This window comes from Longicatena sp. 210702-DFI.1.196 (assembly GCF_020563125.1).
In the GTDB taxonomy this organism is placed as follows: domain Bacteria; phylum Bacillota_I; class Bacilli_A; order Erysipelotrichales; family Erysipelotrichaceae; genus Longicatena; species Longicatena caecimuris.
This window is the reverse complement of the sequence record NZ_JAJCPX010000035.1, coordinates 11,846-33,688: the sequence shown is the minus strand read 5'-3', so window position 1 is coordinate 33,688 and position 21,843 is coordinate 11,846. Positions and strand designations below refer to the sequence as shown.

At 37.1% G+C, this 21,843-nt stretch carries 20 protein-coding genes and 1 riboswitch; of the genes, 16 read left to right on the top strand and 4 right to left on the bottom strand.

Features of this window, described 5'->3' with window-relative positions; genetic code table 11:
• The 4 genes from LI241_RS12740 to LI241_RS12725 form a co-directional block, all read left to right on the top strand.
• Positions 1-501: nitroreductase family protein (locus tag LI241_RS12740; protein WP_226897118.1), on the top strand; the 501-nt coding region annotated here is incomplete at its 5' end.
• A 23-nt stretch (positions 502-524) separates the two neighbouring features.
• Entirely contained in the window at positions 525-1,379 is an 855-nt protein-coding gene (locus LI241_RS12735; RefSeq protein ID WP_008690305.1) for a hypothetical protein, read from the top strand.
• A 20-nt stretch (positions 1,380-1,399) separates the two neighbouring features.
• Entirely contained in the window at positions 1,400-1,870 is a 471-nt protein-coding gene (locus LI241_RS12730; RefSeq protein ID WP_008690308.1) for a hypothetical protein, read from the top strand.
• 167 nt (positions 1,871-2,037) lie between these two features.
• Positions 2,038-3,678 (top strand): putative manganese-dependent inorganic diphosphatase, encoded by a 1,641-nt coding sequence (locus tag LI241_RS12725; RefSeq protein WP_008690310.1) that lies wholly within the window; start codon positions 2,038-2,040, stop codon positions 3,676-3,678.
• A 324-nt stretch (positions 3,679-4,002) separates the two neighbouring features.
• On the opposite strand, the gene LI241_RS12720 is transcribed toward LI241_RS12725, so the two are convergent.
• On the bottom strand, positions 4,003-5,781 hold the full coding sequence (locus LI241_RS12720; RefSeq protein WP_008690312.1) for a DUF885 domain-containing protein: 1,779 nt from the start codon (positions 5,779-5,781) through the stop codon (positions 4,003-4,005).
• 122 nt (positions 5,782-5,903) lie between these two features.
• Here LI241_RS12720 and LI241_RS12715 point away from each other — a divergent pair, with 122 nt between their 5' ends.
• The 5 genes from LI241_RS12715 to LI241_RS12695 are packed head-to-tail and all read left to right on the top strand — an operon-like array spanning position 5,904 to position 9,686.
• Positions 5,904-6,281 (top strand): GntR family transcriptional regulator, encoded by a 378-nt coding sequence (locus tag LI241_RS12715; RefSeq protein WP_017144738.1) that lies wholly within the window; start codon positions 5,904-5,906, stop codon positions 6,279-6,281.
• Positions 6,282-6,332: 51 nt separating this feature from the next.
• Entirely contained in the window at positions 6,333-7,058 is a 726-nt protein-coding gene (locus LI241_RS12710; protein ID WP_008690314.1) for a hypothetical protein, read from the top strand.
• Complete coding sequence (locus LI241_RS12705; RefSeq protein WP_227151354.1) at positions 7,055-8,260, top strand: hypothetical protein; 1,206 nt, start codon at positions 7,055-7,057, stop codon at positions 8,258-8,260. The genes LI241_RS12710 and LI241_RS12705 overlap by 4 nt, the downstream gene beginning before the upstream one ends.
• A 5-nt stretch (positions 8,261-8,265) precedes the next feature.
• The gene (locus LI241_RS12700; protein ID WP_008690316.1) at positions 8,266-8,988 is read left to right on the top strand and encodes a hypothetical protein; all 723 of its coding nucleotides are present in this window, start codon (positions 8,266-8,268) and stop codon (positions 8,986-8,988) included.
• Positions 8,982-9,686, top strand: a complete 705-nt coding sequence (locus LI241_RS12695) for an ABC transporter ATP-binding protein (RefSeq protein ID WP_008690317.1) — start codon at positions 8,982-8,984, stop codon at positions 9,684-9,686. Before LI241_RS12700 ends, LI241_RS12695 begins: the two co-directional genes overlap by 7 nt.
• Before the next feature lie 225 nt (positions 9,687-9,911).
• Here the strand turns inward: LI241_RS12695 and LI241_RS12690 are convergent, their stop codons facing one another.
• Positions 9,912-11,279, bottom strand: a complete 1,368-nt coding sequence (locus tag LI241_RS12690; RefSeq protein WP_008978014.1) for an NAD(P)/FAD-dependent oxidoreductase — start codon at positions 11,277-11,279, stop codon at positions 9,912-9,914.
• Between the two features lie 474 nt (positions 11,280-11,753).
• On the opposite strand from LI241_RS12690, the gene LI241_RS12685 reads away from it, so the two are divergent.
• From LI241_RS12685 to LI241_RS12670, 4 genes are all read left to right on the top strand, one after another.
• Complete coding sequence (locus tag LI241_RS12685; protein WP_227151352.1) at positions 11,754-12,134, top strand: multidrug transporter; 381 nt, start codon at positions 11,754-11,756, stop codon at positions 12,132-12,134.
• A 122-nt stretch (positions 12,135-12,256) separates the two neighbouring features.
• Positions 12,257-13,132 (top strand): YitT family protein, encoded by an 876-nt coding sequence (locus LI241_RS12680; protein ID WP_008690320.1) that lies wholly within the window; start codon positions 12,257-12,259, stop codon positions 13,130-13,132.
• 38 nt (positions 13,133-13,170) lie between these two features.
• Positions 13,171-13,959, top strand: a complete 789-nt coding sequence (locus LI241_RS12675; protein ID WP_132224097.1) for a histidinol-phosphatase — start codon at positions 13,171-13,173, stop codon at positions 13,957-13,959.
• 433 nt (positions 13,960-14,392) lie between these two features.
• Positions 14,393-15,181 carry a 3D domain-containing protein gene (locus LI241_RS12670; RefSeq protein ID WP_008978070.1) on the top strand — a complete coding sequence of 263 codons (789 nt, stop codon included), beginning with the start codon at positions 14,393-14,395 and terminating at the stop codon, positions 15,179-15,181.
• A gap of 154 nt (positions 15,182-15,335) precedes the next feature.
• Here LI241_RS12670 and LI241_RS12665 read toward each other — a convergent pair whose 3' ends face one another.
• Both LI241_RS12665 and rpoN read right to left on the bottom strand, forming a co-directional pair.
• Positions 15,336-15,881: a folate family ECF transporter S component gene (locus tag LI241_RS12665; RefSeq protein WP_008690325.1), complete on the bottom strand. Its 546-nt coding sequence runs from the start codon at positions 15,879-15,881 to the stop codon at positions 15,336-15,338.
• A 63-nt stretch (positions 15,882-15,944) separates the two neighbouring features.
• Positions 15,945-16,043, bottom strand: a riboswitch (THF riboswitch).
• Positions 16,044-16,099: 56 nt separating this feature from the next.
• Positions 16,100-17,365, bottom strand: a complete 1,266-nt coding sequence (gene rpoN / locus LI241_RS12660; protein ID WP_227151350.1) for an RNA polymerase factor sigma-54 — start codon at positions 17,363-17,365, stop codon at positions 16,100-16,102.
• Between the two features lie 114 nt (positions 17,366-17,479).
• Here rpoN and LI241_RS12655 point away from each other — a divergent pair, with 114 nt between their 5' ends.
• Genes LI241_RS12655 through LI241_RS12645 form a run of 3 tightly spaced genes read left to right on the top strand, consistent with a single transcriptional unit; the run spans position 17,480 to position 21,830 of the window.
• Entirely contained in the window at positions 17,480-18,097 is a 618-nt protein-coding gene (locus LI241_RS12655; protein WP_255616543.1) for a YitT family protein, read from the top strand.
• 15 nt (positions 18,098-18,112) lie between these two features.
• A complete protein-coding gene (locus tag LI241_RS12650) occupies positions 18,113-18,994 on the top strand; it encodes a sugar phosphate isomerase/epimerase (RefSeq protein WP_227151347.1) in 882 nt (293 codons plus the stop codon).
• Positions 18,995-19,025: 31 nt separating this feature from the next.
• Positions 19,026-21,830 (top strand): sigma 54-interacting transcriptional regulator, encoded by a 2,805-nt coding sequence (locus LI241_RS12645; protein ID WP_227151344.1) that lies wholly within the window; start codon positions 19,026-19,028, stop codon positions 21,828-21,830.
• The last annotated feature ends 13 nt before the right edge of the window (positions 21,831-21,843 follow it).

Genomic DNA, 21,843 nt, shown 5'->3' with positions numbered 1-21,843 from the left:
ATTCGTAAATATCAAGATAAGCCGATAAAGAAAGAAGTTGTGGAGGAATTACTTCATGCGGCTCTTTTAGCACCTACATGGAAAAATTCACAGACAGGACGTTATTATGTTGTTATGGATAAAGATAAGCTAGAGCAGGTGAAAAAGGAAGGGCTTGCCCCATTTAATGCAGAGAATACGAAAGATGCTCCAGTTTTGATTGTTACAACATTTGTAAAAGATCGCAGTGGTTATGAACGTAACGGTGAACCAAGTAATGAACTGGGCAATGGCTGGGGTTGTTATGATTTAGGCTTGCAGAATGAAAACTTATTATTAAAAGCAACGGATTTAGGATTAAGTACCTTAGTCATGGGAATTCGTGATGCTGATAGACTACGTGAGATGCTGAGTATCAGTGAAGAAGAAATTATCGTATCAGTAATTGCTGTAGGATATGGTGATGCGACACCAACAATGCCAAAACGTAAAGAGATAAGTGAATTCGTTACCTTTTATTGAAATAAAAAAGAGGAGAAATTCATATGAAGTCGGGGATCACATGGTTTTATCGAATTGCTTTGCTTTGCTGTATCACGTTATTTGGCGGTTACACCTTTTGTTCCAGAATGATTCAGCACTCCATGGTTCATGTCGTATTAAATCAGATCCACATTGAGAAAAAATTAGCAGAAAGGTTAAACTCGATCAACTTTCCAAAAGCAGAAGAAGAATCGGAAAAGTTAACCAAAATTTTAGAAGATATTGTAAATGATGAAGAAGTGTTAGCTGTCTTGAATGTATATACAGAAGCGTTTGTTGCCGACATTGTCAAAGATACGCAAAGTGAAACAACGATGAAGATCAATGAAACACTGAAACAGCAGGCGAATCAACATGCGAGTGAACTAAGCTTATTTACCGAAGGGCTTTTAAGTGAAAAAGAAGTATCCGCCATTATGACAACGGTAATTGATGCTATGGACGTACAGGCCTTATATGATGTTTCGCTTCATATCATGAAAGAAGAGCTTAGTGATGTACAGCTGACAGCATTTAAAATCTTATATTTTTTAAAGGGAGATATCTGTTATTATATCAGCCAATTGGGTATGCTATTATGTTCGTTATTGCTAGTCATGCAAAAGAAAGGTTTGCGAGGATTAACCATGGTATGGTTAATCGGCTGTTTGCTGATGTTTGTTGTATCACAAACAATACCACAACTGTTAGCACATGTCTTTGCGAATACAAAAGTGGCGGCTGCTTTGCAGGACAACATTGCTCAATTAGAACGTTATACATTAATACTGGGTGCCATCACCTTATTGTTGGCATGTCTAATGATGATAACGGCGTTTTTTAGAAAGAAAATCCTACATAAGAAGGATATAGCATAAATAAGAAAGAGAGTTATTTTATGAAAGGGAAACACATAGTGGCATCTGCTTTAGCTGTTACCATATGCCTTATGGGATGCAGCAATAATAAACAGGCAGACATCGATGCCGAAGTTACAAAATTAGAAGAAGAAGCGAAAAAAACGCTTCAAGATGTGCAAGAATATAGTAAAGAAGATATTGAGAAAGCAACAACGTACATACATGAAAATATGAATAAAGTAAAAGATGATGAGGTTGTGAAGAATCTGATTAAGGCAGGAACATATTTAGAGGCAGCTGCCAAAGCCGGTGCTACTGAATCAAGTCAAAAGTTAGCTAAACTAGGGAAAGATATACATACATATGCAAGTGATGTATATAAAGCGGCAGATGATAAAAAGGATGCAATCATTAAGGAAAGTAGTAATATGATTTCTTCATGGAAGGATACGTTGAATAAAGAGAAAAACAAGCTTATCGATGAATTTCAAAAGTTTATAAATCATTGATGTTAGATAAGGTGTTAGCATATGATGCATGTTGTTATCTGGTAAAGATAAATACGTGAATGATAAACAACACCTTTTTCTTTACCGTAAAATTCAGAGGGCTATAAATTGCAATTTATTAGATGTCGGGTATAATAGTAAACGTAATAACAATAAAGGAGTTATGTATGAAAAAGGACATCGTTTATATTACAGGACACAGACATCCTGATTCTGATTCTATTATATCGGCTATTGCTTATGCCTTGTTTAAACAGCGCAAAGGAATCCGTGCGATTCCATGCCGCTTAGGGGAACTGAATGCAGAAACTAAGTATTTATTAAACCGCTTTGGTTTTGAAGAACCAATGCTGTTTGAAGACGCAAGAGCTACTCTTGATGAAATTGAAATGGATGAGCCACTTACGATTTCACCTACAACGACTATTTATGAAACACTGCAGATGATGAATGAACAAAACAAGCAGTCTTATGGTGTAGTGAATCAAAAAGGTCAGTTATTGGGCATGGTAACAAAGAGTGATCTGGCAACGGTCGGTTTGGGAGATACAGCTGTCGGTATTGCTTTATTAAGAGAAACGCCAATTGAAAATATTTGTCGTACGATCAATGGCAGAATGATATATGATGATCCTAAACTTCATTTTAATGGAAAAGTCAGCATCATAGCCATGACGGAAACACGTCTGGCTAATTATGATGTTCAAGATCGACTGGTTGTATTAGGAAATGATGCAAAAGCTCAAAAGACGGCCATTACCAAAGGGGCAGGTATCTTAATCGTTGTTTGGAGTGATTCCATTGATGATGAAGTATTGGAATTGGCGAAACTACATCATTGTCCTATTATCATCAGTGGTCATGGTACAATGAATACTTCTCGTTATTTATATTTCTCACCATCTGTTAAACTGTTAATGAAGCGTGATGTTGTCAGCTTTAATATGGATGAATTTGTAGAAGATGTCGGTAAAAAAATGTTAAAAACACGATATCGCAGTTACCCGGTTGTCGATAATGATAATCATTTAAAGGGCTATATATCACGTTTCCATATCTTGGACCATCACAATAAAAAAGTGATTCTGGTGGATCATAATGAGTATTCGCAATCTGTCAAAGGAATAGAGGCGGCCGATCTATTGGAAGTTGTCGATCATCATCGCGTGTGTGATATCATCACATCTCGCCCCATTTCCTTCCGTAATGAAATCATCGGAAGTACGGCATCCATCATCACTTCAATTTATATGGAAAATCAGATGGATATTGCGAAAGACTTAGCAGGACTCTTGTTAGGGGCAATCTTATCAGACACATTGAAATTCCGCTCTCCCACAACCACTGCCAAAGATATCGGTATTGCCAAGACATTGGCAGATAAAGCAGGATTGGATATCGATGTATTTGCGAAGGAAATGTTTAAGGTAAGCTCCAACATCAGTCAAAAGAGTGTACATGATCTGATCAATCAAGATATCAAACGTTTTGAAATAGATGATAATGTGGTAATGATTGGACAGGTGATTGTTTCCAGTGTTGGTGAAGTGAAAGAAATAGAGGGTGAATTACAAAAAGAATTGGATGAATTTACCAGAAATAAAGGTTTAGATTTATGTGTGATTGTCTTTACCAGTATACTTGAAAATGGTTCTATCTTTTATTCATCCGGTGATAAGGCACAGGCCATCTTTGATGCCTTTCCAAATGAGAAAGAAGAGGAACACAGTTTCCATGAAGATGTATTATCACGTAAAAACCAGATCGTACCAACCCTATCCAGAGCAATGTTAAATGCCTTAGGATAAAATAAAAAACGGTTAAAGAAACACAATGCGGCGTTATCCATTATGATATCGTATGCATGTGTTACATAAACCGTTTTTTTATATCGGTAAATGTATAGAAAAAAACTGAAGCACCACATGTTTTTGCGGTGGACTTCAGTTTCCTATGTTTTTTAGATACTCTTTATATCTTTCAAAAAGCTGAACTTCTTTATCCATAAAAGCGATAATCATGTGGAAAAGCGAATACTGTTTACTTAAAGAGTGTGCTCTTGCGCAATGCACAAGTAACCTTGCTTCTAAAGAAGTATTATTTAAAAGCTTGTAACCAATAGAACTTTATTCTTATTTACCTTTTTCAATATAGGCATTAATGTTTTCTTCAACAACATTGAAAGGGGCAACACCACTCTTTAACAATGCCGTATGGAAAGCTTTATCGTCAAATGCATCGCCAAGTTTCTTGACCGCCTTTTCTTTTAAAGAAGCGATTTCTTCATAACCAACATAATATGGTTCAAAGGCACAAGGATTTGCTTGTAATTGACTATATTGTACCATAGCGTCATGATCACTTAATTGAAAGCCGATAGCATTGAAATGATCTTTGAAATCCTTTAACGACCAGCCTTCATAATGGATGCCGATATCTGCCAGTATGATCATATTGTAACTGGCAAGCTCATTTTCTTTTAAAGCAAGTAAGAGATTCTGATCTATATCCTTTAAATAATTATAAGCATAATACTGAGCATAAACAGCATAACCTTCAACATAAGCACTGGAATCTATGCAGGCATTCCGGAAAAGGTTTTGCTGATTCTCATACATGAAGCTATATTGGAACATATGTCCTGGAAATCCTTCATGAGCAACCGTGGAATATGTCTGAATCTTATTAATGGCCCCTGTCTTTGGATTTACGCGCAATTGTTTTGTACCATCACCATCAAGTGGAGGAATGTTAAAATAAGCTGCCACACCGCTGCTAGAGGCAATTTCGTCATTTATTGCCTTAATATTATATTTTAATTCTTTAACGCTAGGGAAATCATTTGGTATTTGCGTTTTAATATAAGATAATATCTCATCATAACTCTTAAATGAAGTGACAGGCAGTTTGTTCTCTGTAATTTTTTTAACGATATCTAAATTGTTTATGACGATGCCTTGCAAATTTTGTAAATGCGTGTTAAAACTGGTGTTCATCATTTTCTTGATATCATCCACACTCTTATTGCTGCCGATGCTTTTCTGTAATAATAAAGCATAATATGCTTTACCATTCTCAAATTTAGCAAGTCCTATGTCATTGTTTTTGCCACTTTTTTTCAAGTCTTTCATCAAATCACTAATATCTTGATAGGCTGGCAGAAAGGAAGTAGTAAAAGCCTGTTTCAATTGTTTCTTGTAGGATTCGGCTTTTGTTTTACTCAGCTTGAGAGTATCGATGTTTTGATACATGGATGTTAATATGGCACTGTTTTCACCTTTTTTTAAAATGCCATCACAATATTTCTTTACATCATCCAAATTTGTCATAAGCAGTCCTTTATCTGCCTGTTCCTTTGTATATTGGATAACGCAATCAACATAAGGCTTTACATCTTTTACTAATAAGATTAAATCCTTAACATCCTGTTCATTACGTAAATCCCAGTCAGAGAATAAGGTTGGCATCTGATAATGTATCCCCGAGATGCTGGCAAACATCTGTTGATAATAGTCAAACTTTTTATCCATCAGCTGCAGTTCAATATTTCCTTGATATTCGAAACAATCGTATGTCTGTTTCTGCTCATCGCTTAAGATATCACGCTTAAATTCTTTAAATTCATCCCAGACCTTCTTCGCTTTTTCAGCAGCTTTATGCTGGTTTTCGATCGTTGGACGTTCTCCTAAATTTACTTTTACATTCGTTGGGTCGACACCGTGTTTTTGTGGCTGTTTCAGATATACATGCATGGTCGTATAGTCGCTTTCCATCTGCTGTATGAACTGTTTTTCAATAAAACGGTCGAATTTCTTTTGTTCTTCCTGGGGATCTTTTGAAGAACAGGCACCTAACGATAGTGCCATGATGCCGGATAAGGCTAATAACGAAAGACGTTTTATGATCTTCATGTAACATTTCCTCCTTGTGTTAGTATTAGTATACCCTTTTTTTATCGAATGGACAACTCATGAAGAGAGATGTATTGACGCATTGGTGTATTATGGATATAATACAGTTAGGAGGTGGTATCGTGATAAAACTGCAGGATATAGAATTTCATCAAAAAGCTGCTGTATATCCGCAATTAGCTGACTATATCAAAAAAGGCATTTTACTGGGAGAAATTGTGGATGGCGAAGATATGCCGAGTCGCCGAGAGTTGGCTTTGCGCTTATCCATTAATCCTAATACTGTTCAAAAGGCCTATAAATTACTGGAAGATGAAGGGTTTATTCGTACAATATCCAATATTCGCAGTATTGCTGTCGTAACCCAAGACACCAAAGAACGTATTCGCTGCCAGCTCATAGAACAACAAGTAAAAACCTTTATCACGGATTGTAAAAGCTGTGGCATGAATTTTCAGCAGACGATTGCTATCATGACCACATTATGGGATAAAATATAATTTTTTTATCGAATGAGTGTATTATGAATATAATACAGTAAGGAGAAGCTTATGAAAAACATGTTGAAATTAATGAATATGACTTGCCGCTCAGCAATCTCACAAATTATCCTTTTATTTCTTTGTGTGCTATTGGCAGAAGGAACATGGCTGTTTCTGCAATTAAAAAATATAGAACTCTTATACTATCATGATATGGGAATAAACATCATGATAATCCTCATAGGGTTTATCCTATTATTATGGATACAGGTAAAGCGATTTACCCATTTTGCCAAAAGTGGCGGACTTACCCGCATACAGGTATTGCCGGTATCGAAACGTTCTTTTATCTTTGGCGAAGTACTCTTCAATTATGCGAGTGTCTTATTGCTGGCAAGTGTCCCTTTTCTTGTATGGTTTATGATGATTGCCCTTCAACCGTTTCACTTTCCTTTTATGAATAATCTATATGCGTATGCAACTTTGCTCATCTCCATTACTGATTGGATGCCAATCAATGCTATTGAATGTGGTTGTCTGTTGCTTATTTTATTAGGTATTGCCTATATCATGGTCGCTTTCTCTTTTACGGCAATTGATTTAGACCGCCGTATAAGCCTAATTATGGTGCTGCTCATAACCTTTGTCATCATCCTTTTTCTGAATATGATTTTGTTTTCTTCTTCTCTGATGTTACCTTACCGCTATGAAATTTTTGCCGGAGAAGCTTTGCTGCTTATTCTATTATTGCATCGAAAGTTGGAACATGCATTCGTCAGGAGGAAATCCATATGAAAAAAATTATACTATATCTTACAACATCAACAGTATTGCTGTTGACATGCCTTGGTTATCATGTCAATCAATTATTTCCTAAAGATATTCCATTTGATAATAGTGATAAAGCAAGATCCGCCTTAGCGGGGATGACGATTGAAACAACATTCGGCATGCAAGATTCGGGCAGAACCCTATATCTCGATCTTAAAGATGGAGAGATCACCCAAAGATATACTCGTCAAAGTACACAAGAAAAGCAAAAAGATTATGAAATTTCTATGGAACGTATTTTTGAAATGGATGAACAGACAAAAAAGGCCATAGGAAAACCAAAGAATCTAAGTGAAGAGGGACATGAGATAAAAAGAGTTATACCACAGGCTGATGCGGCTTATGTGTTCTATAGTTCAAATAATATAAAAATACCTACACAGCATGTAATATCCAATGAGCACTATCAATTACAGGAAACACTTTATGATATAAAGGAACAAACGGATGATACTTCTTATATCACGTTAGAACAATTGGATACGGATGTAAATGAAAGAGGAGTACAAAAGTATACAGATGTTCTTCCTACGGAAAGTCTGATTCGTGGTAAAGATGAGAATGTTTACTACTTCATGCCCCAGACAAATACACAATTTCACGGCGCTAATCATATTTATAAAATCAGTTGTGAATCGCAAGATAAAGCTTTGTTACAGGAGAATAAAGTTAAGATAAAAGAAATTACACCAATGGTTACACTGCCGGCTAAGCGTTCTTATTTTATCATGGAAAAGGTTGCTGATCGTTTGTTGGTGATTGCCTATGATACGAAGGGAAATACTTATGCTATGCTCTATGATGAAAAAGGGAATTTACAGAAAGAGTTAAAAACCCAACAAAAAATATTATTCGATGAGTTTACATGGCAAAACGACGGCTATATCCATTATTTTGCGGATGGAAAACTATATCGTCTAGATACCAACACGATGAAACTCTCATGTGTATGCCCTTATGATACGATTAAATTAGATAATGTTAGTGTTGATGATGTGTATTATCGTGATGGGAAAACTTATGTGTTGACGCAAGATGCATCTTGTATCTATATCCAAGTCATAGAACATGAACAAAACGTGTATCAAGGAAAATGGCAGTTAGGTGACTATCGTGAAGATGAAGATGCGTATTATATGTTTTATCAAGCGCGTATCCGGAGGTGATGATCATGAAGGTGGTTCTGCATCAGATAAGGCATCATCTTAGCATATTATGGTGGAAAATCTTACTATTGTATGGCTTAGAATTTACCTTTCTGAATTTCTCTGATAACTTTCATTGTGTATATCAAGAGATCCATGATTATCCGAAAGAAACAGATATGTCATTTCTTATGCTTTTGTTTTTTGTAGTTCCTGTTTTGCTTATCGCTTTTCTACAATTGTACACATGGTATCAAAAAGGGAAGGTGCGTTGGCAATTGGTGATGCAGCAGCATTTCTTACAGGTCATCGCCGACATTATCGTGATAGCGGGTATTCTCATGATAGGCTATCTCCTGTTTTACGGCATCTATTATAAACATTCTATCGCTTATCTGGCAACGAATATCAAAGTGAACGATGTCTCACCGGTGTTTTGGCAAATGGTAAAACAACAAACGATTATGGCAAAGCTTTTGCCTGTGAATGTGTTAAGTTTTATCAGCATGATTTTATTAATTGTGCAGTTATCCAGCTTGCTTGTCGCAGCGGTCATGACGTTATGGAAAGAACAGGTGAAACCTATCACCAAGATGTATTTAATTTTCTCGTTATGTGTTTGTTTCTTACGTATTACGTATACGACTGAATATTTTCAAATACTATTCTATACATTGTGCATCTTCGCAAATATTGGTGTAGCTACACAGTGTTGGGAAAGGAAGAAACAGGAGGTAAGGACATGCTAGAATTGCATCATGTTGAAAAATTGTTTTTAGGAGATAAGGGTATCCACGATATAACAATTACGTTTCAGCCAGGGGAAATTTATGGCATCTTAGGGCGCAATGGCAGTGGTAAAACAACCTTGTTGAAGTGTATATTAGGCTTATTAGAAGTAGATAAAGGACAGATTTTGCTAAATGGAAAGCCTGCCTGTGAACAGTTGCAGGATATCGCATTTGCAAGTGCTGATGGCAGTAGTCTTCCTTATATGAAAGGAAAGGAATACGGACAATTTCTAGCGCAGTACTATCCATCCTTCTCAATGGAGGATTACTTACATTTTCTCAATCGTTTTGAACTAGATGCACAAGAGCGTATAGCGTCTTTATCAAAAGGGGGAAAGATGAAAATAGAACTGGCCGCTGCTTTTGCGCAACATGCCAAATTGATATTAATGGATGAACCCTTTACTTCTTTGGATATGTACGCTAAGGAAGATTGTATTCATGCTGTTTTAGAAGAAGTTATGGAAGAACGGATTTTGTTAATATCCACACATGATATCGCTGAAATTGAGACAATTGCGGATGGCTGTCTTGTTTTAGAAAATGGACGCTTAGCAGAAGTATTCACTATGGATGATTTGCATGAGCAAGGGGAAGATCTGAAAACACGTTTAGCTGCCTATCGCCCTGAAAAAGATAAGGAAAACAGAGAATAAGAGAATGTAGGAATATACTATAAATAGCTATATAAAGTATAAAATGATGGTTTTTTATACATCATACAGCTTATTTTAGAAGTATTATGTATATTCTTCGCTATTTTAAGAAAGGCTTATACAAAAGCTTGAAGAAGCGAATTATAAAAGGAAAAGGTTTGTATCAGGCTACTATATTCACCTAAGGATACAAACCTTTTTTGTGCTTCATTTTTCATTCTTGCTCTATTTCTGATATAAATATCTGGCAACATGCACTCCACTGGCACTGGCATGACTTAAGGAATGAGTAACGCCACTGCAATCGCCAATAACGAATAACCCTTTATGACAGGTTTCCAGATTTTTATTAATTTCTACTTCTAAATTGTAGAATTTGACTTCTACACCATACAACAAGGTATCATCATTTGCCGTCCCGGGTGCAACCTTATCCAAACGATAAATCATTTCAATGATATCATCCAGCTGACGTTTTGGAATTACCAGACTTAAATCGCCGGGAGTTGCGGATAACGTCGGTGTGACAAAGCTTTCTGCTATACGTCCTTCGGTACTACGTTGTCCTCGAATCAAATCACCGAAGCGCTGAACAATGACACCGCCACCTAACATATTCGATAAACGGGCAATGCTTTCGCCATATTCATTACTGTTTTTAAATGGTTCCGTAAAATGGTTGCTGACAAGAAGCGCGAAATTGGTGTTTTCGGTATAACGTTTTGGATCTTCATAGCTATGACCATTTACGGTAATGATGCCATTGGTGTTCTCACTTACGACTACACCACGTGGATTCATACAAAACGTACGTACTTTATCTTGATATTTTTCACTTCGGTAAACAATCTTACTTTCATAAAGCTCATCTGTCAGATCAGAGAAGATACGATAAGGAAGCTCTACACGAACACCGATATCCACGCGATTACTTTTCGTGCGAATATGCAAAGAATCACAAATAGCTTCCATCCACTTACTGCCGCTACGACCAGTAGAGATAATGCAATTGGTTCCGGTAAAGCTATGTTCACCGCTCCATATACGATAACCATCCTCTACTTTTTCTACCTTATCGATATGGGTATTAAAATGAATGTCGATTTGATCTTTTAATTGATGATACAGGTGTTCCAGTACAATGTAATTTACATCGGTACCAAGATGACGAACACTTGCCTCTAGCAAATGTAAATCGTTCTGCATACATACCTTTTTTAAATGTGTGTTGCCGGTAGAATAAAGCTTTGTACCTTTACCACCATTTTCAACATTAATTTTATCCACATACTCCATCAACTCTATGGCTTTATTTCTGCCGATATATTCGTAAAGTGTTCCGCCGAATTGGTTCGTGATATTATATTTACCATCAGAAAAAGCGCCGGCACCGCCAAATCCATTCATGATACTGCAAGATTTGCAATTTACACAGGATTTGATCTTATCACCATCGATTGGACATTTACGTTTTTCCAAAGATGTGCCTGATTCAAATAGACCGATCTTTAATTCAGGGTTTAATTTCATTGCTTCATAAGCCGAAAAAATCCCGCCGGGCCCTGCCCCGATAATCAGCAAATCATACTTCATAGTTTACCTCCGTGTCTTACATGACTAGTTTAAGGGAAACGTGAAATTTCCTAGAGTATTTTAACACATTCCTGTTAAAATACCAGTGTTTTGTCTTTATTAACGAATCGTTTTATCGAATAAGAGTGTGATTGTCTTACTTGTTGGCTGTTTTCTTTAATATATTATAAGGAAAACGATGATACAATTTATCGAGAATAGTATCTTTATGGTGGTTGAGCGTAAATATCTTTTTAGTTAGAAGGCTTTTTTAGTATGTATCGTCATTTAATAAGCTGAGCCCGAATCCCCTCTTTTATACCACTAATTTGTATATTTATTGTTAGTTTATATAATTTATAGCATATTTAAGTATGATTCTTTTGCATGTGTATGTTCCATTTCAGTATTTGTGATGGAGAACTTGGATAAAATTGTGAGCGGCTATGTTTAAAACAAGATAGATAGAGCATACTTCAGCTATGAGGTGAATGTATGAAGAAATATATGGTAATTGGAGGTATTTGGCTGGCAGTGCTTATGACGATCATGACTTGTAGCAGTAAGACATCCTTGCAGTATGAAATTCATTTTGACAGTACAACACAAAAAACATATCCGTTAAAGGAAAAGATGCAAGATGCATATACCGAATTGGTGAGCGGTGTACATGAAGAATCTTATATTTTAATGGTATTAGATAATCTAGATATGTTTGAGGTGTCTGATAACGTACATGCCAAATGGGAAAAGAACCATCTGCATATCATAGAAGGAGATGGGAAAGGGACGACCATCACAGGTGAATTGGTTGCCCAAAGTGTCTGTATGCCAAAAGTACAACCGCGCTCTTTCCTACAAGAATTATTTCATTGAGCATGAACATAGGTTTCATGCTTTTCTTATGGCTTGTAAATATTATGAATGTGCTTAGGTTTTAGAAGACGAAGAAAAAAAAGAATGGTATAATATTAACGTTATGAAATGAGGTGGTCATTGTGCAGCTGAATACAAAAGAAACGCTGCGGGATCTGGCTTGGATTTTAGCAGGTAATATTACGTTGGCAATCGGTGTTGCCTGGTTCATATTGCCCAATAATGTATTGACCGGAGGTTTAGCTGGTGTGGCGATTGCCTTAGAGCCATTAATTCATGTTACACCGGAAATTGTGATAAATGTATTAACCGTTGTTTTGTTCGTGGCAGGTTCTTTCATATTAGGAAAGAAATTTGCAATGAAGACCATTTTAAGTACCATCTGTTATCCATTATTCTTATCACTGTTATCATTTTTAGCAGCGCATTATATACCGGCAGATACTTTTATTATGGATAAATATTTGGCGACTATTTATGGAGGTGCTTTGATGGGGATTGGGGTCGGTTGTGTTTTCCGTACCGGCGCAAGCACCGGTGGTATGGACATTCCACCACTGATCATAAATAAATACACGCATATCCCTTTACCATCTCTGGTATTAATTATTGATGCATTGACTGTCTTACTGGGGGCTGCGGTATATGGCTTGCAGGCAGCATTGACAGGTATTTTATCTGTTTGGGTCAGCAGCTTTATGATCAATAAAACCATGTTGATAGGTGGACATGATGCTAAAAACGTTATGATAATTTCCGAAAAGTATAAAGAGATCATGAATAAGGTTCATGAGCGTTTGGAAAGAGGCACGACCATTCTTGAAGCCAATGGCGGATATTCAAATGAGCGAAAACCGGTCTTAATGGTTGTTGTAACGAAAAAACAGCTGCCGGAGTTACAGCATATGATCAGTCACATTGATGCAGAAGCTTTTGTAATTGTGACAGATACAAATGAAGTACAGGGATTAGGCTTTACTTATGAAGAAGAGTTATAAGGGAAACATCATATTATATAAGGATGAGGAGATCAACTATGCAGAACTTTAATTATCACAGTCATACAAAACGCTGCGAGCATGCCATTGGAGAAGATGAAGAATATGTAAAAGCAGCCATTGCCAACGGTTTTCAAGTTATGGGCTTTAGTGATCATGCGCCATATGCAGGTGTTCATACACCGGGAGAGCGTATGGATAAGGAAGCATTGGAAGGCTATATCGCCAGTGTAAAAGCGTTGCAGAAGAAATATGAAAAGGAAATTGAAATACGCATTGGCTTAGAGTTTGAGTATTTTGAAGATCAGTTGCTAGAATTGTTGGAATATCGCGATCGCTTTGACTATATGATTATCGGACAGCATGGTCCGGCCTTGTATGAACCGGAATTTTATGAAGCGAATACGGATGAGGATGTATTGCGCTATGCAAATCTTATCCGTAAAGCGTGTGAAAAAGGACTTCCGGATATTATCGCACATCCTGACTTATTTATGTTCAGTAAGCCACAGTGGACACCTGCATGTGAGGAAGCAGCACGCATCATTTGTCAAAGTGCCTGTGATGCCAACATTCCTATTGAGATAAACCTAAATGGATTGAAATATGGTAAACGCCAGATTGGTGAGGAATGGCGTTATACTTATCCATATCGTGCGTTCTGGAAAGTAGCAGAACAGTATCCTGTGGATGTAGTCTATGGACTGGATGCTCATACACCTGAAAAATATGCAGATAAAAAATGTTTTGAAATTGTCGATCATGAAATTGTTTATGGTTTAAATTTGCATAAACGCACAAAACTTATGTTTGAGAAAAAATTATAAAGGCGCGAATTGGGCTTTGTGATTTGAAGAATTTGTTGATGACACCTGTAAAACGAGGAGAAATTCCCAGTAATTTACAGGTGTTTTTCTTTGCTTTTTCACAATTGCCGGATAATTTCAGAATATCTGATAAACAGGGGAGTGATACCGATTTCAGAAAATGAAACAAAAGATAAAAAACACTTTTATATGTGAAAATAAAACGAAATTCACAAGTGATTTTACGCATATTATAAAGCTTTGCAACATACATATTTTGATAGTGGGACGATATTTAGGGCATAAAACTAAATTTCGACAGAAAAATTCTCGGTATAAAGTTATAAATTAAGGGAAAAATAGGTAATAACACATGTTAAAAAGCAAAAAAATTGGACAAGTTGAAAAAAGTATGCTAGACTATTGCTTGTTTCGTACAAAAGGAGGAACATCAATGAACTCAAAACGAATAAAATTCGCTTTATTCATCAGTGTTTTCGCTTTATATGGGTGTGCAAGCGGGAGTAAATCGACATCAACACAGACGCTAAGCACTGCGAACATAACAACGATTAATAAAACAGATGCAGCGCAGATGCCTGCACTTCATACAACTGAAATGATGAATATCACCGAGGACGTATCCGCACTTTCGCTCATGGCAAATGATGCAAGTGTATCACAAAGATTCAGCACACTGTTACAAAACCGAGATGTTAAAGGAAGCCTTCGTACACAGAAAGCGATAAAAAATTACAGTGTGAAAATGAATCAACGCATTCGCAAAAAGCAACAAGAACAGGCAAAACGTGAGGCGAGAACCTTTACTCCTATGACAACAACCTATGGTGTTGACTGTTATGGCTGTGGTGGTGAAGATGGACGTGGAGGAACTTCACTTGGCGTTACTTTGGATGCCGATATGGGTGTTATGATGCCGGATGGCAGCTGGCAAAGAGGCATTCGATATGGGAAGTATTACATCATAGCAGCTGATCCAAGTATTCCTTTATGCTCCATCATTAAGATTAGCAATCATGGACTTAGCGGCAGTGGTATTTCACCAGATAAACCTTATTATGCAATCGTATTAGATCGCGGTGGAGCTATTTATGGAAGTCATCTGGATTTATATATCGGAAGAGAAAATTCCGGTGCCATTGTTAAAGTAAAACAAACCACACCGAAAGCGGAAATCATCCGTGTTGGCGGTAAAAGCGGGCCACGCAGCTGTGCTCTATAGTAAAGTAAAACGTAAATATCTTTATACTGAACCCCTTATCGTAGTTATCCACCTTTTGGGGTTCCTTTAGTTTATAAACGACTTAAGGTTTTGAAAGGCTTTTTAAACTGTTTATAAGCAACGTGATGACATATAGTCATAAAAAAACGTATCCTCACGTAGGGATACGTTTTGTTGCTTTTAAAGCAAAGTATAACAGGGCAACATCGATAGGGAACATGATTACATTTTTGAAAATACGCAACAGGGTAAAAAGCTGGCTTTGATACAGTATATTTAACCATAACGAAGTTAAGAAAAGATTAATGAAGACGGTAATACACAATCGAGCGGCTAAAACACGGAGAAACGATAATTCTTTCTTGTAGAAAAAGCAGCCATAGATCATGCCGATTAAAAATTCATTCAAGGCAAAGCCGGGAAAATACGGGCCATCCGGACGGGCAATGTATTTTAAGGTATCGGCAATGATGCCGGCAAAGCCGGTTAACACAGGCCCATAGATCATACCGGAAACACCGGCAAATATACTTGAGAAGCCAATACGTAAAGTTGGTGAAAGAGGAATAAAGAAGGTGCCTGCTACTACATTTAACGTTGTCAGCATCGCACATCCGCAAATGGATTTCACTTTCTTCATCTCTTTACTGCTTTCTTTGATTAATATTGGCAACTGCATAATTTCTTTCGCAAAGTTCATATAAAAATACCTCCTTTTCCTGTGATGCATACGGAAAAAGAGGTATCTCCTTTTTTCTTATGCAACAGCGGGATGCAAGACTGGAATCGCAAGAGAAACTCTTTTCGCCCCGACGACAACTCCCCGTTCGCGGATACTTAACGCTTCAATCTCTACTCTGCTTACATGCTGATTATAGGATAGTATGTAGTATTTTACAAGAAAAAAATTATCGAAATTTAGGATTCATAAGATTTTCGTTTCGCAGCTGATGGAATTTTAAATTCATCCCGATATTTGGCGATGGTTCTTCGTGAGATCGTATAGCCTTCATGAAGTAAGATATCGCATAGTTTTTGATCGCTGTAGGGTTTCTTGTGATCTTCGTTTCGTATGAGTTCTTTCAAGCGTTCCTGTACTTCTTTTACGCTGTCATTTGATAAGGAATGAACAAAGAAGTATTTTAACGGAATGGTCTGATTTTGAAAGATCATGGATTTACTGGCTACACAACGACTGATGGTTGATTCATGCATAGATAAGGCATCCGCAATGGTTTTCATGGTTAACGGCTGTAACGGTTTTCCTTCTGTGAAAAAAGGCAGTTGATGTGCCACAATGGCTTTTGTTAAGTGCAGCAGTGTGTCACTGCGTTTTTTTATACCATTTAATAAACTTTCGGCTTTTTTCTTTTCTTGCTTCAAATAGTCTTTCATTTCTTCATAATGAGCAGGAAAGTCTTCCATATTCATACGCAGTCCATAGGTGTTACGGAATAATTCAATCGTGATTTCTCCATCTTCACAGGCGACATAAACATCCGGATTCAAATATACCGCAGTAGCAGCATACATCGATCCTGGTTTTGGATGAAGGCTTTGGATTAGTTTTAAGGCCTCTTGAATATCAAAGATAGCTACGTCTAGCTTTTTGGCCAAAATCGTTAAATTATGTTGAGCAAGTTCACTTAAATATTCATTCACCAAAAGAATGGCCAGTTTCGCATAGGGATGAGCAAGGTTTGCCAGTTGTATTAAAAGACATTCCTGAAGATTTCTGGCTCCTACACCACTTGGTTCAAAACTTTGTAAAATATTGATTGTTTCTTCAATATCATCATAGCTATATTGTGGGAAATATCGCTGAATAGCTTTATTGGAATAGGGCAGATAGCCGTTATCATCCAATAGATCCGCAAGAAATACGGCTAAATCAACAAAAAGTGGTTTATTATATTGATGAATTTGTTCCTGCAATACCTCACTGAGTGTTTGTTCTTGAATGACATAATTCATCATAAGTTCAAAATTGCGCTCACACTTTTGGATATAGCCGGTTTCATATTGGATATCCTGTTCCAATAAGGGATTGCTTTCTACCTGTTCTTCAATATATGTCTGTAATTCACTGCTGGAAAAGGACAGGATCTTAAGATCCTGCTGCTGTTTCATGGTTAAGACTTGTTTTTGTTTTAGTGTAGGACGCATTTCCTGTTTCATTTTCATATACATCACCTGTATGTATTATAACGTAAGTAAGCGCTTTTAGAAATACCTTGTTCGTGTATTGGCATGGAAATTGCTACAAAAAAGGTGGAGGTGTTTGTTACGAGGGAAATTTTGCGTATCGTAATTGGAAATATATGTATTACATCGGCTTATGCATTTATCACGGTACCTCGCCATGTGGTAAATGGCGGAGTGACCTCCTTTTCCATGATTCTGCATGCGTTTCTTCCAGTGGATATCAGTGTCATAACCAATTGTGTTACGGTAGTGCTGTTGGGGATTTGTCTGTATTTCCTGGGAAAAGCATTTTTGATGAAGTCATTGCTTAGCAGTATCTGTTATATGGTCATGTTCAGCAGTTTTCACGCAATCGGTTATAGCCTGTCCATACCAGTATTACCTGCAATTATCTTAGCGGCCATACTGGTAGGAATAGGATATTATTTATGTATCAGTGCCGGTTCTAGCACCGTGGGGTTTGATGTCTTAGCACTTGTCTTACATAAACGTTATGAAAAACTGGATGTTGCCATAACGATGCGCTATATCAATATTGGTGTTATCTTATTAGGCTTTGCTTCCTATGGCGGCATTTCGATATTGATCGGTATTGGTTTTACCATCTTACAGACACAGGTATTAAAACTACTCTTACAAAGGAATGAACAGAAAATACAGGAAGCTTCCTGCGATGAGGCAACTGTATCAAAGTGTATTGTAAAATCATGAAAGGAAGGAAAGGATATGTACTATGGAATGACAACAGAAGAACTGGCTCATCATTATAGTGAAACAGATGTGTTACGGATATATAAGGAAATCGGCTTTGATGCCGTTGATTATAGTTATGATATGCATGCCTATGAAGGCTCTATCTATGATCAAGAGGATTATGTCGCTTACGCAAAACAATTAAAAGCCGTCGCTGATGAAGTTGGTATACGTATTCACCAGATGCATGCCCCGTTGTACCATCGACGCATTGATGTAGCAGCTACACCAGAAGAAAAGAAGCAAGAGGCCTTTTTAAAGAAAATGACGATGCGCGGCTTTGCGGTTGCTGAGCTGTTAGGATGTAACTATATGGTGATGCATCCACGCAAACTGCTACATTATGGCAGTGTAGAAGCACATGCGTATGCTAAGGAATATAATTTAGCAATGTATCGGGAGTATGAGGAATTGGCAAGAAAGCATCATGTAAAGATCGCCTTAGAAAATATGTTTGCCTATCATCCTATCACACACACGCCTGTTGATACCATTTTTCGCACCGCAGAAGAACTCCTGGCATATCTGCAAGAACTTTCCCGTGATGTATTTGTGGCTTGCCTGGACACCGGTCATGCCAATGTGAATGGCATAGATCCTTCTTATATGGCCGAAGTGTTAGGCTCCTATGTTGAGGTTTTGCATGTTCATGATAATTATGCCGCCCTAGATCAGCATTTGTTATGTGGAATGGGAACAATTGATTGGAAACGTTTTGCGAAAACATTAAAAAAGATAAAATTTGATGGTGTTGTGTCATTAGAAACATGCGCAATGTGTGAGAAATTACCAAAAGTTTCCTGTGTAGACTATGCTCATCTCGCTTACCATACCATCACAAATTTAGTAAAATAATGTATAATACACATACACAGGAGGTGTGAATATGCGCAAGGATAGTATTATGCAAGTAATCAATGCTTATTGTCAAACACACACGCTCACCGATTTAAAACAAGGCGTACAGGGGATCAGTGTCTATGAAATTGCTGAGAAATTGCATCTGTTACGCAATAATGTGAATGTAGATGTGAATAAGCTATTTCAAGAAGGCAAGGTTATCAAGATTTGCGGTAATAAGATGTATCGGTTTTATTCACAGGAACATTTTATGCGAGTAACGCATAAGACGCTGTCAGCACAAACAACCTGTTCCAATTTGAATGAATTATTAGGTGATCTTCATGAGGTAAGAGATTATGAAGATCCCTTTACTGCGTTAATCGGATATAATGCCAGCCTAAAGAATGCGATTCTTTCGGCAAAGGCAGGAATATTGTATCCGGGAGGAGCTTTGCATACGATGCTGTTGGGTGAAAGTGGCGTCGGAAAAAGTTTGTTTGCCGAGAAAATCTTCACCTTTGGAAAAAAAGAGGGCATTTTTACTGCTGATAGTCAGTTTGTCGTATTTAACTGTGCCGACTATGCCAACAATGCAGAATTGTTACTTTCACAGCTATTTGGCAGTGTCAAAGGGGCATATACCGGAGCCGATGCAACAAAGGAAGGCTTATTAAAACGAGCGGATGGCGGTATGCTGTTTTTAGATGAAGTGCATCGTCTACCACCCGAAGGACAAGAGATGCTGTTTTATTTCATCGATAAGAAAAAGTATCGTATGCTGGGAGAAGCTAACAGTGAGCATGAGGCAAAAGTAACCTTAGTTTTAGCAACTACTGAAGATCCGGATAATCATTTATTAACCACCTTTTTACGAAGAATTCCGATGGTCATAAAAATACCAAGTTTGAAAGAGAAATCTTTTAATGAACGTAAACAAATGATCTTGTATTTGTTTTCATTAGAAGCATCTGCTATCGGTTGTCCGATCGTGATAGATAAGGATACAATGGCAACTTTACTGCTTTATCAGCCCAAGGGCAATATCGGGCAATTAAAGAATGATATAAAACTGGCAATTGCCCGCAGTTATCTTGAAATGCGTGATCAACAAAATAAGGAAATAACCAATGAAATACGTATTCATAACTATGCTTTATCTTATCAGGTTAAAGATGGTATGAGTGATTTGGATATCGAACAGCGAAGAGAGATTGAAAAGGTGTTGGTACAAGATACGTATATCGTAGAGCCATATGATGTAATTATGGTTGAAGAAGATGACACGGCCTTATTTGCGCCGCCACAATTAGATGTAACGAAATCAGATATTCAGACTTCCTTTGAGGAGTATGTAGAAAAGATAGCCCGTTCATTGGAACATGATCAATTGCCATCCTTTATCATAGATACCGAAATCCGTGAAATTATGGCTTTTATTCATGAATGGGTATTATATAATATGAATGTGCTTATTGGCCGCAGTCAAAGCGCAGCACTTGCCTTTTATTTAAAAAATATCCGCGAGAATCGTCTGGATGCCTTTTCTCATGAAGAGGATCTGAAGGATTATGATGTGGCGACCATGGAAGATGCCCGCAGTCTCATTCGTGCGATTGAACAACATTTTCATTTGCGCATTCCTGCACAGGAACTGCATACCTTAGCATGTATCTTAAATACCTTTACAACGAATACCTTACAAAGCTGTGGTATTAGTATGTTTGTTGTTGCTCATGGGACAAGTCTGGCAAGTAATATTGCCGATGTGGTCAATGAATTATTATCAATCCATTATCTGATTCCGATGGATATGCCTTTGACTAAAAATGTAAATCAAATTATGGATGAGCTGATTCTTAAGATCAAACAGGAACCAAAAGGGAATGAAATTTTATTATTTGTCGATATGGGTTCCCTTACTTCCCTAGAAGAAACGCTGCGTCAGAAAACATCTTATCATGTAGTTGTCATCCCAACAATCAACACTCTGTTATTGCTTGATGCAGCAAGAAAAGCCGTCTTTATGCAATATACCCTGAGTAATATTTTACAGGATGTCATGCGGATGAATCAAAAGCTGGATGCAACCTTGGAACATCATATTCACAACCATATTGCGCAAAGTAGTGAAAAGATCATTTATACGATATGTTATTCCGGTGATGGTACGGCACATTATTTAGAGAAATATTTAAAAGATTTGTTAGAGCAGGAAGGTATCTTTTCAATTGATATTCTTGCGCTGAGTAATGATTCTTTGATAAAGATTCGCAGTATGATAGAAGAAACTTCCAAAAATAAAGAAGTGTTGTGTATGATCGGCAATGTAGATCCAGGACTTCATGAATATCCCTTTATTTCAATGGAAGATATCTTAATGAGTGATGGGGTGCAGCGTTTATTTGAAATCATCGGTGATATTGATGTCCTTCATAAAAGTGATGTAGTTAAAAGTTTTGAGCGTGATGTCTTTGTCGATGTAGCATTTGAATCGATTGATAAATATCTGATGTACTTGAATTCTAAAAAACTTTATCCATTGTTGATGAAGTTTATCGAAGGGGTTGAAAAAGAATTACAGAAGACGTTAAATAATCGAACATTAACACGCTTGATCGTTCATATGTCTTGCATGATCGAACGTTTGTTATTTGATGAATATCATTTTGAGCAAAACGAAGAAACAATGGTACAAGTAAAGGAACATTCAAAGCTGTATACAATCGTAACTGAGCAATTGGAGGCAATTCGTTCGAGTTTTCACATTACCATCAATCAGGAAGAGTGTTACTATCTTATGCAGATCATTTTAGATGATACAGATGAGAATGCGCATGTATCCATTTGATGTCATCACTGTA

What these genes read in the sequence shown, in the direction of transcription:
- LI241_RS12675 (WP_132224097.1), top strand. Translation starts at nt 13,171, where the DNA reads ATGCAGAACTTTAATTATCACAGTCATACAAAACGCTGCGAGCATGCC.
- LI241_RS12685 (WP_227151352.1), top strand. Translation starts at nt 11,754, where the DNA reads ATGAAGAAATATATGGTAATTGGAGGTATTTGGCTGGCAGTGCTTATG.
- LI241_RS12645 (WP_227151344.1), top strand. Translation starts at nt 19,026, where the DNA reads ATGCGCAAGGATAGTATTATGCAAGTAATCAATGCTTATTGTCAAACA.
- LI241_RS12665 (WP_008690325.1), bottom strand. Translation starts at nt 15,881, where the DNA reads ATGAACTTTGCGAAAGAAATTATGCAGTTGCCAATATTAATCAAAGAA.
- LI241_RS12700 (WP_008690316.1), top strand. Translation starts at nt 8,266, where the DNA reads ATGAAGGTGGTTCTGCATCAGATAAGGCATCATCTTAGCATATTATGG.
- LI241_RS12695 (WP_008690317.1), top strand. Translation starts at nt 8,982, where the DNA reads ATGCTAGAATTGCATCATGTTGAAAAATTGTTTTTAGGAGATAAGGGT.
- LI241_RS12735 (WP_008690305.1), top strand. Translation starts at nt 525, where the DNA reads ATGAAGTCGGGGATCACATGGTTTTATCGAATTGCTTTGCTTTGCTGT.
- LI241_RS12720 (WP_008690312.1), bottom strand. Translation starts at nt 5,781, where the DNA reads ATGAAGATCATAAAACGTCTTTCGTTATTAGCCTTATCCGGCATCATG.
- LI241_RS12710 (WP_008690314.1), top strand. Translation starts at nt 6,333, where the DNA reads ATGAAAAACATGTTGAAATTAATGAATATGACTTGCCGCTCAGCAATC.
- LI241_RS12730 (WP_008690308.1), top strand. Translation starts at nt 1,400, where the DNA reads ATGAAAGGGAAACACATAGTGGCATCTGCTTTAGCTGTTACCATATGC.
- LI241_RS12670 (WP_008978070.1), top strand. Translation starts at nt 14,393, where the DNA reads ATGAACTCAAAACGAATAAAATTCGCTTTATTCATCAGTGTTTTCGCT.
- LI241_RS12650 (WP_227151347.1), top strand. Translation starts at nt 18,113, where the DNA reads ATGTACTATGGAATGACAACAGAAGAACTGGCTCATCATTATAGTGAA.
- rpoN (WP_227151350.1), bottom strand. Translation starts at nt 17,365, where the DNA reads ATGAAAATGAAACAGGAAATGCGTCCTACACTAAAACAAAAACAAGTC.
- LI241_RS12725 (WP_008690310.1), top strand. Translation starts at nt 2,038, where the DNA reads ATGAAAAAGGACATCGTTTATATTACAGGACACAGACATCCTGATTCT.
- LI241_RS12705 (WP_227151354.1), top strand. Translation starts at nt 7,055, where the DNA reads ATGAAAAAAATTATACTATATCTTACAACATCAACAGTATTGCTGTTG.
- LI241_RS12690 (WP_008978014.1), bottom strand. Translation starts at nt 11,279, where the DNA reads ATGAAGTATGATTTGCTGATTATCGGGGCAGGGCCCGGCGGGATTTTT.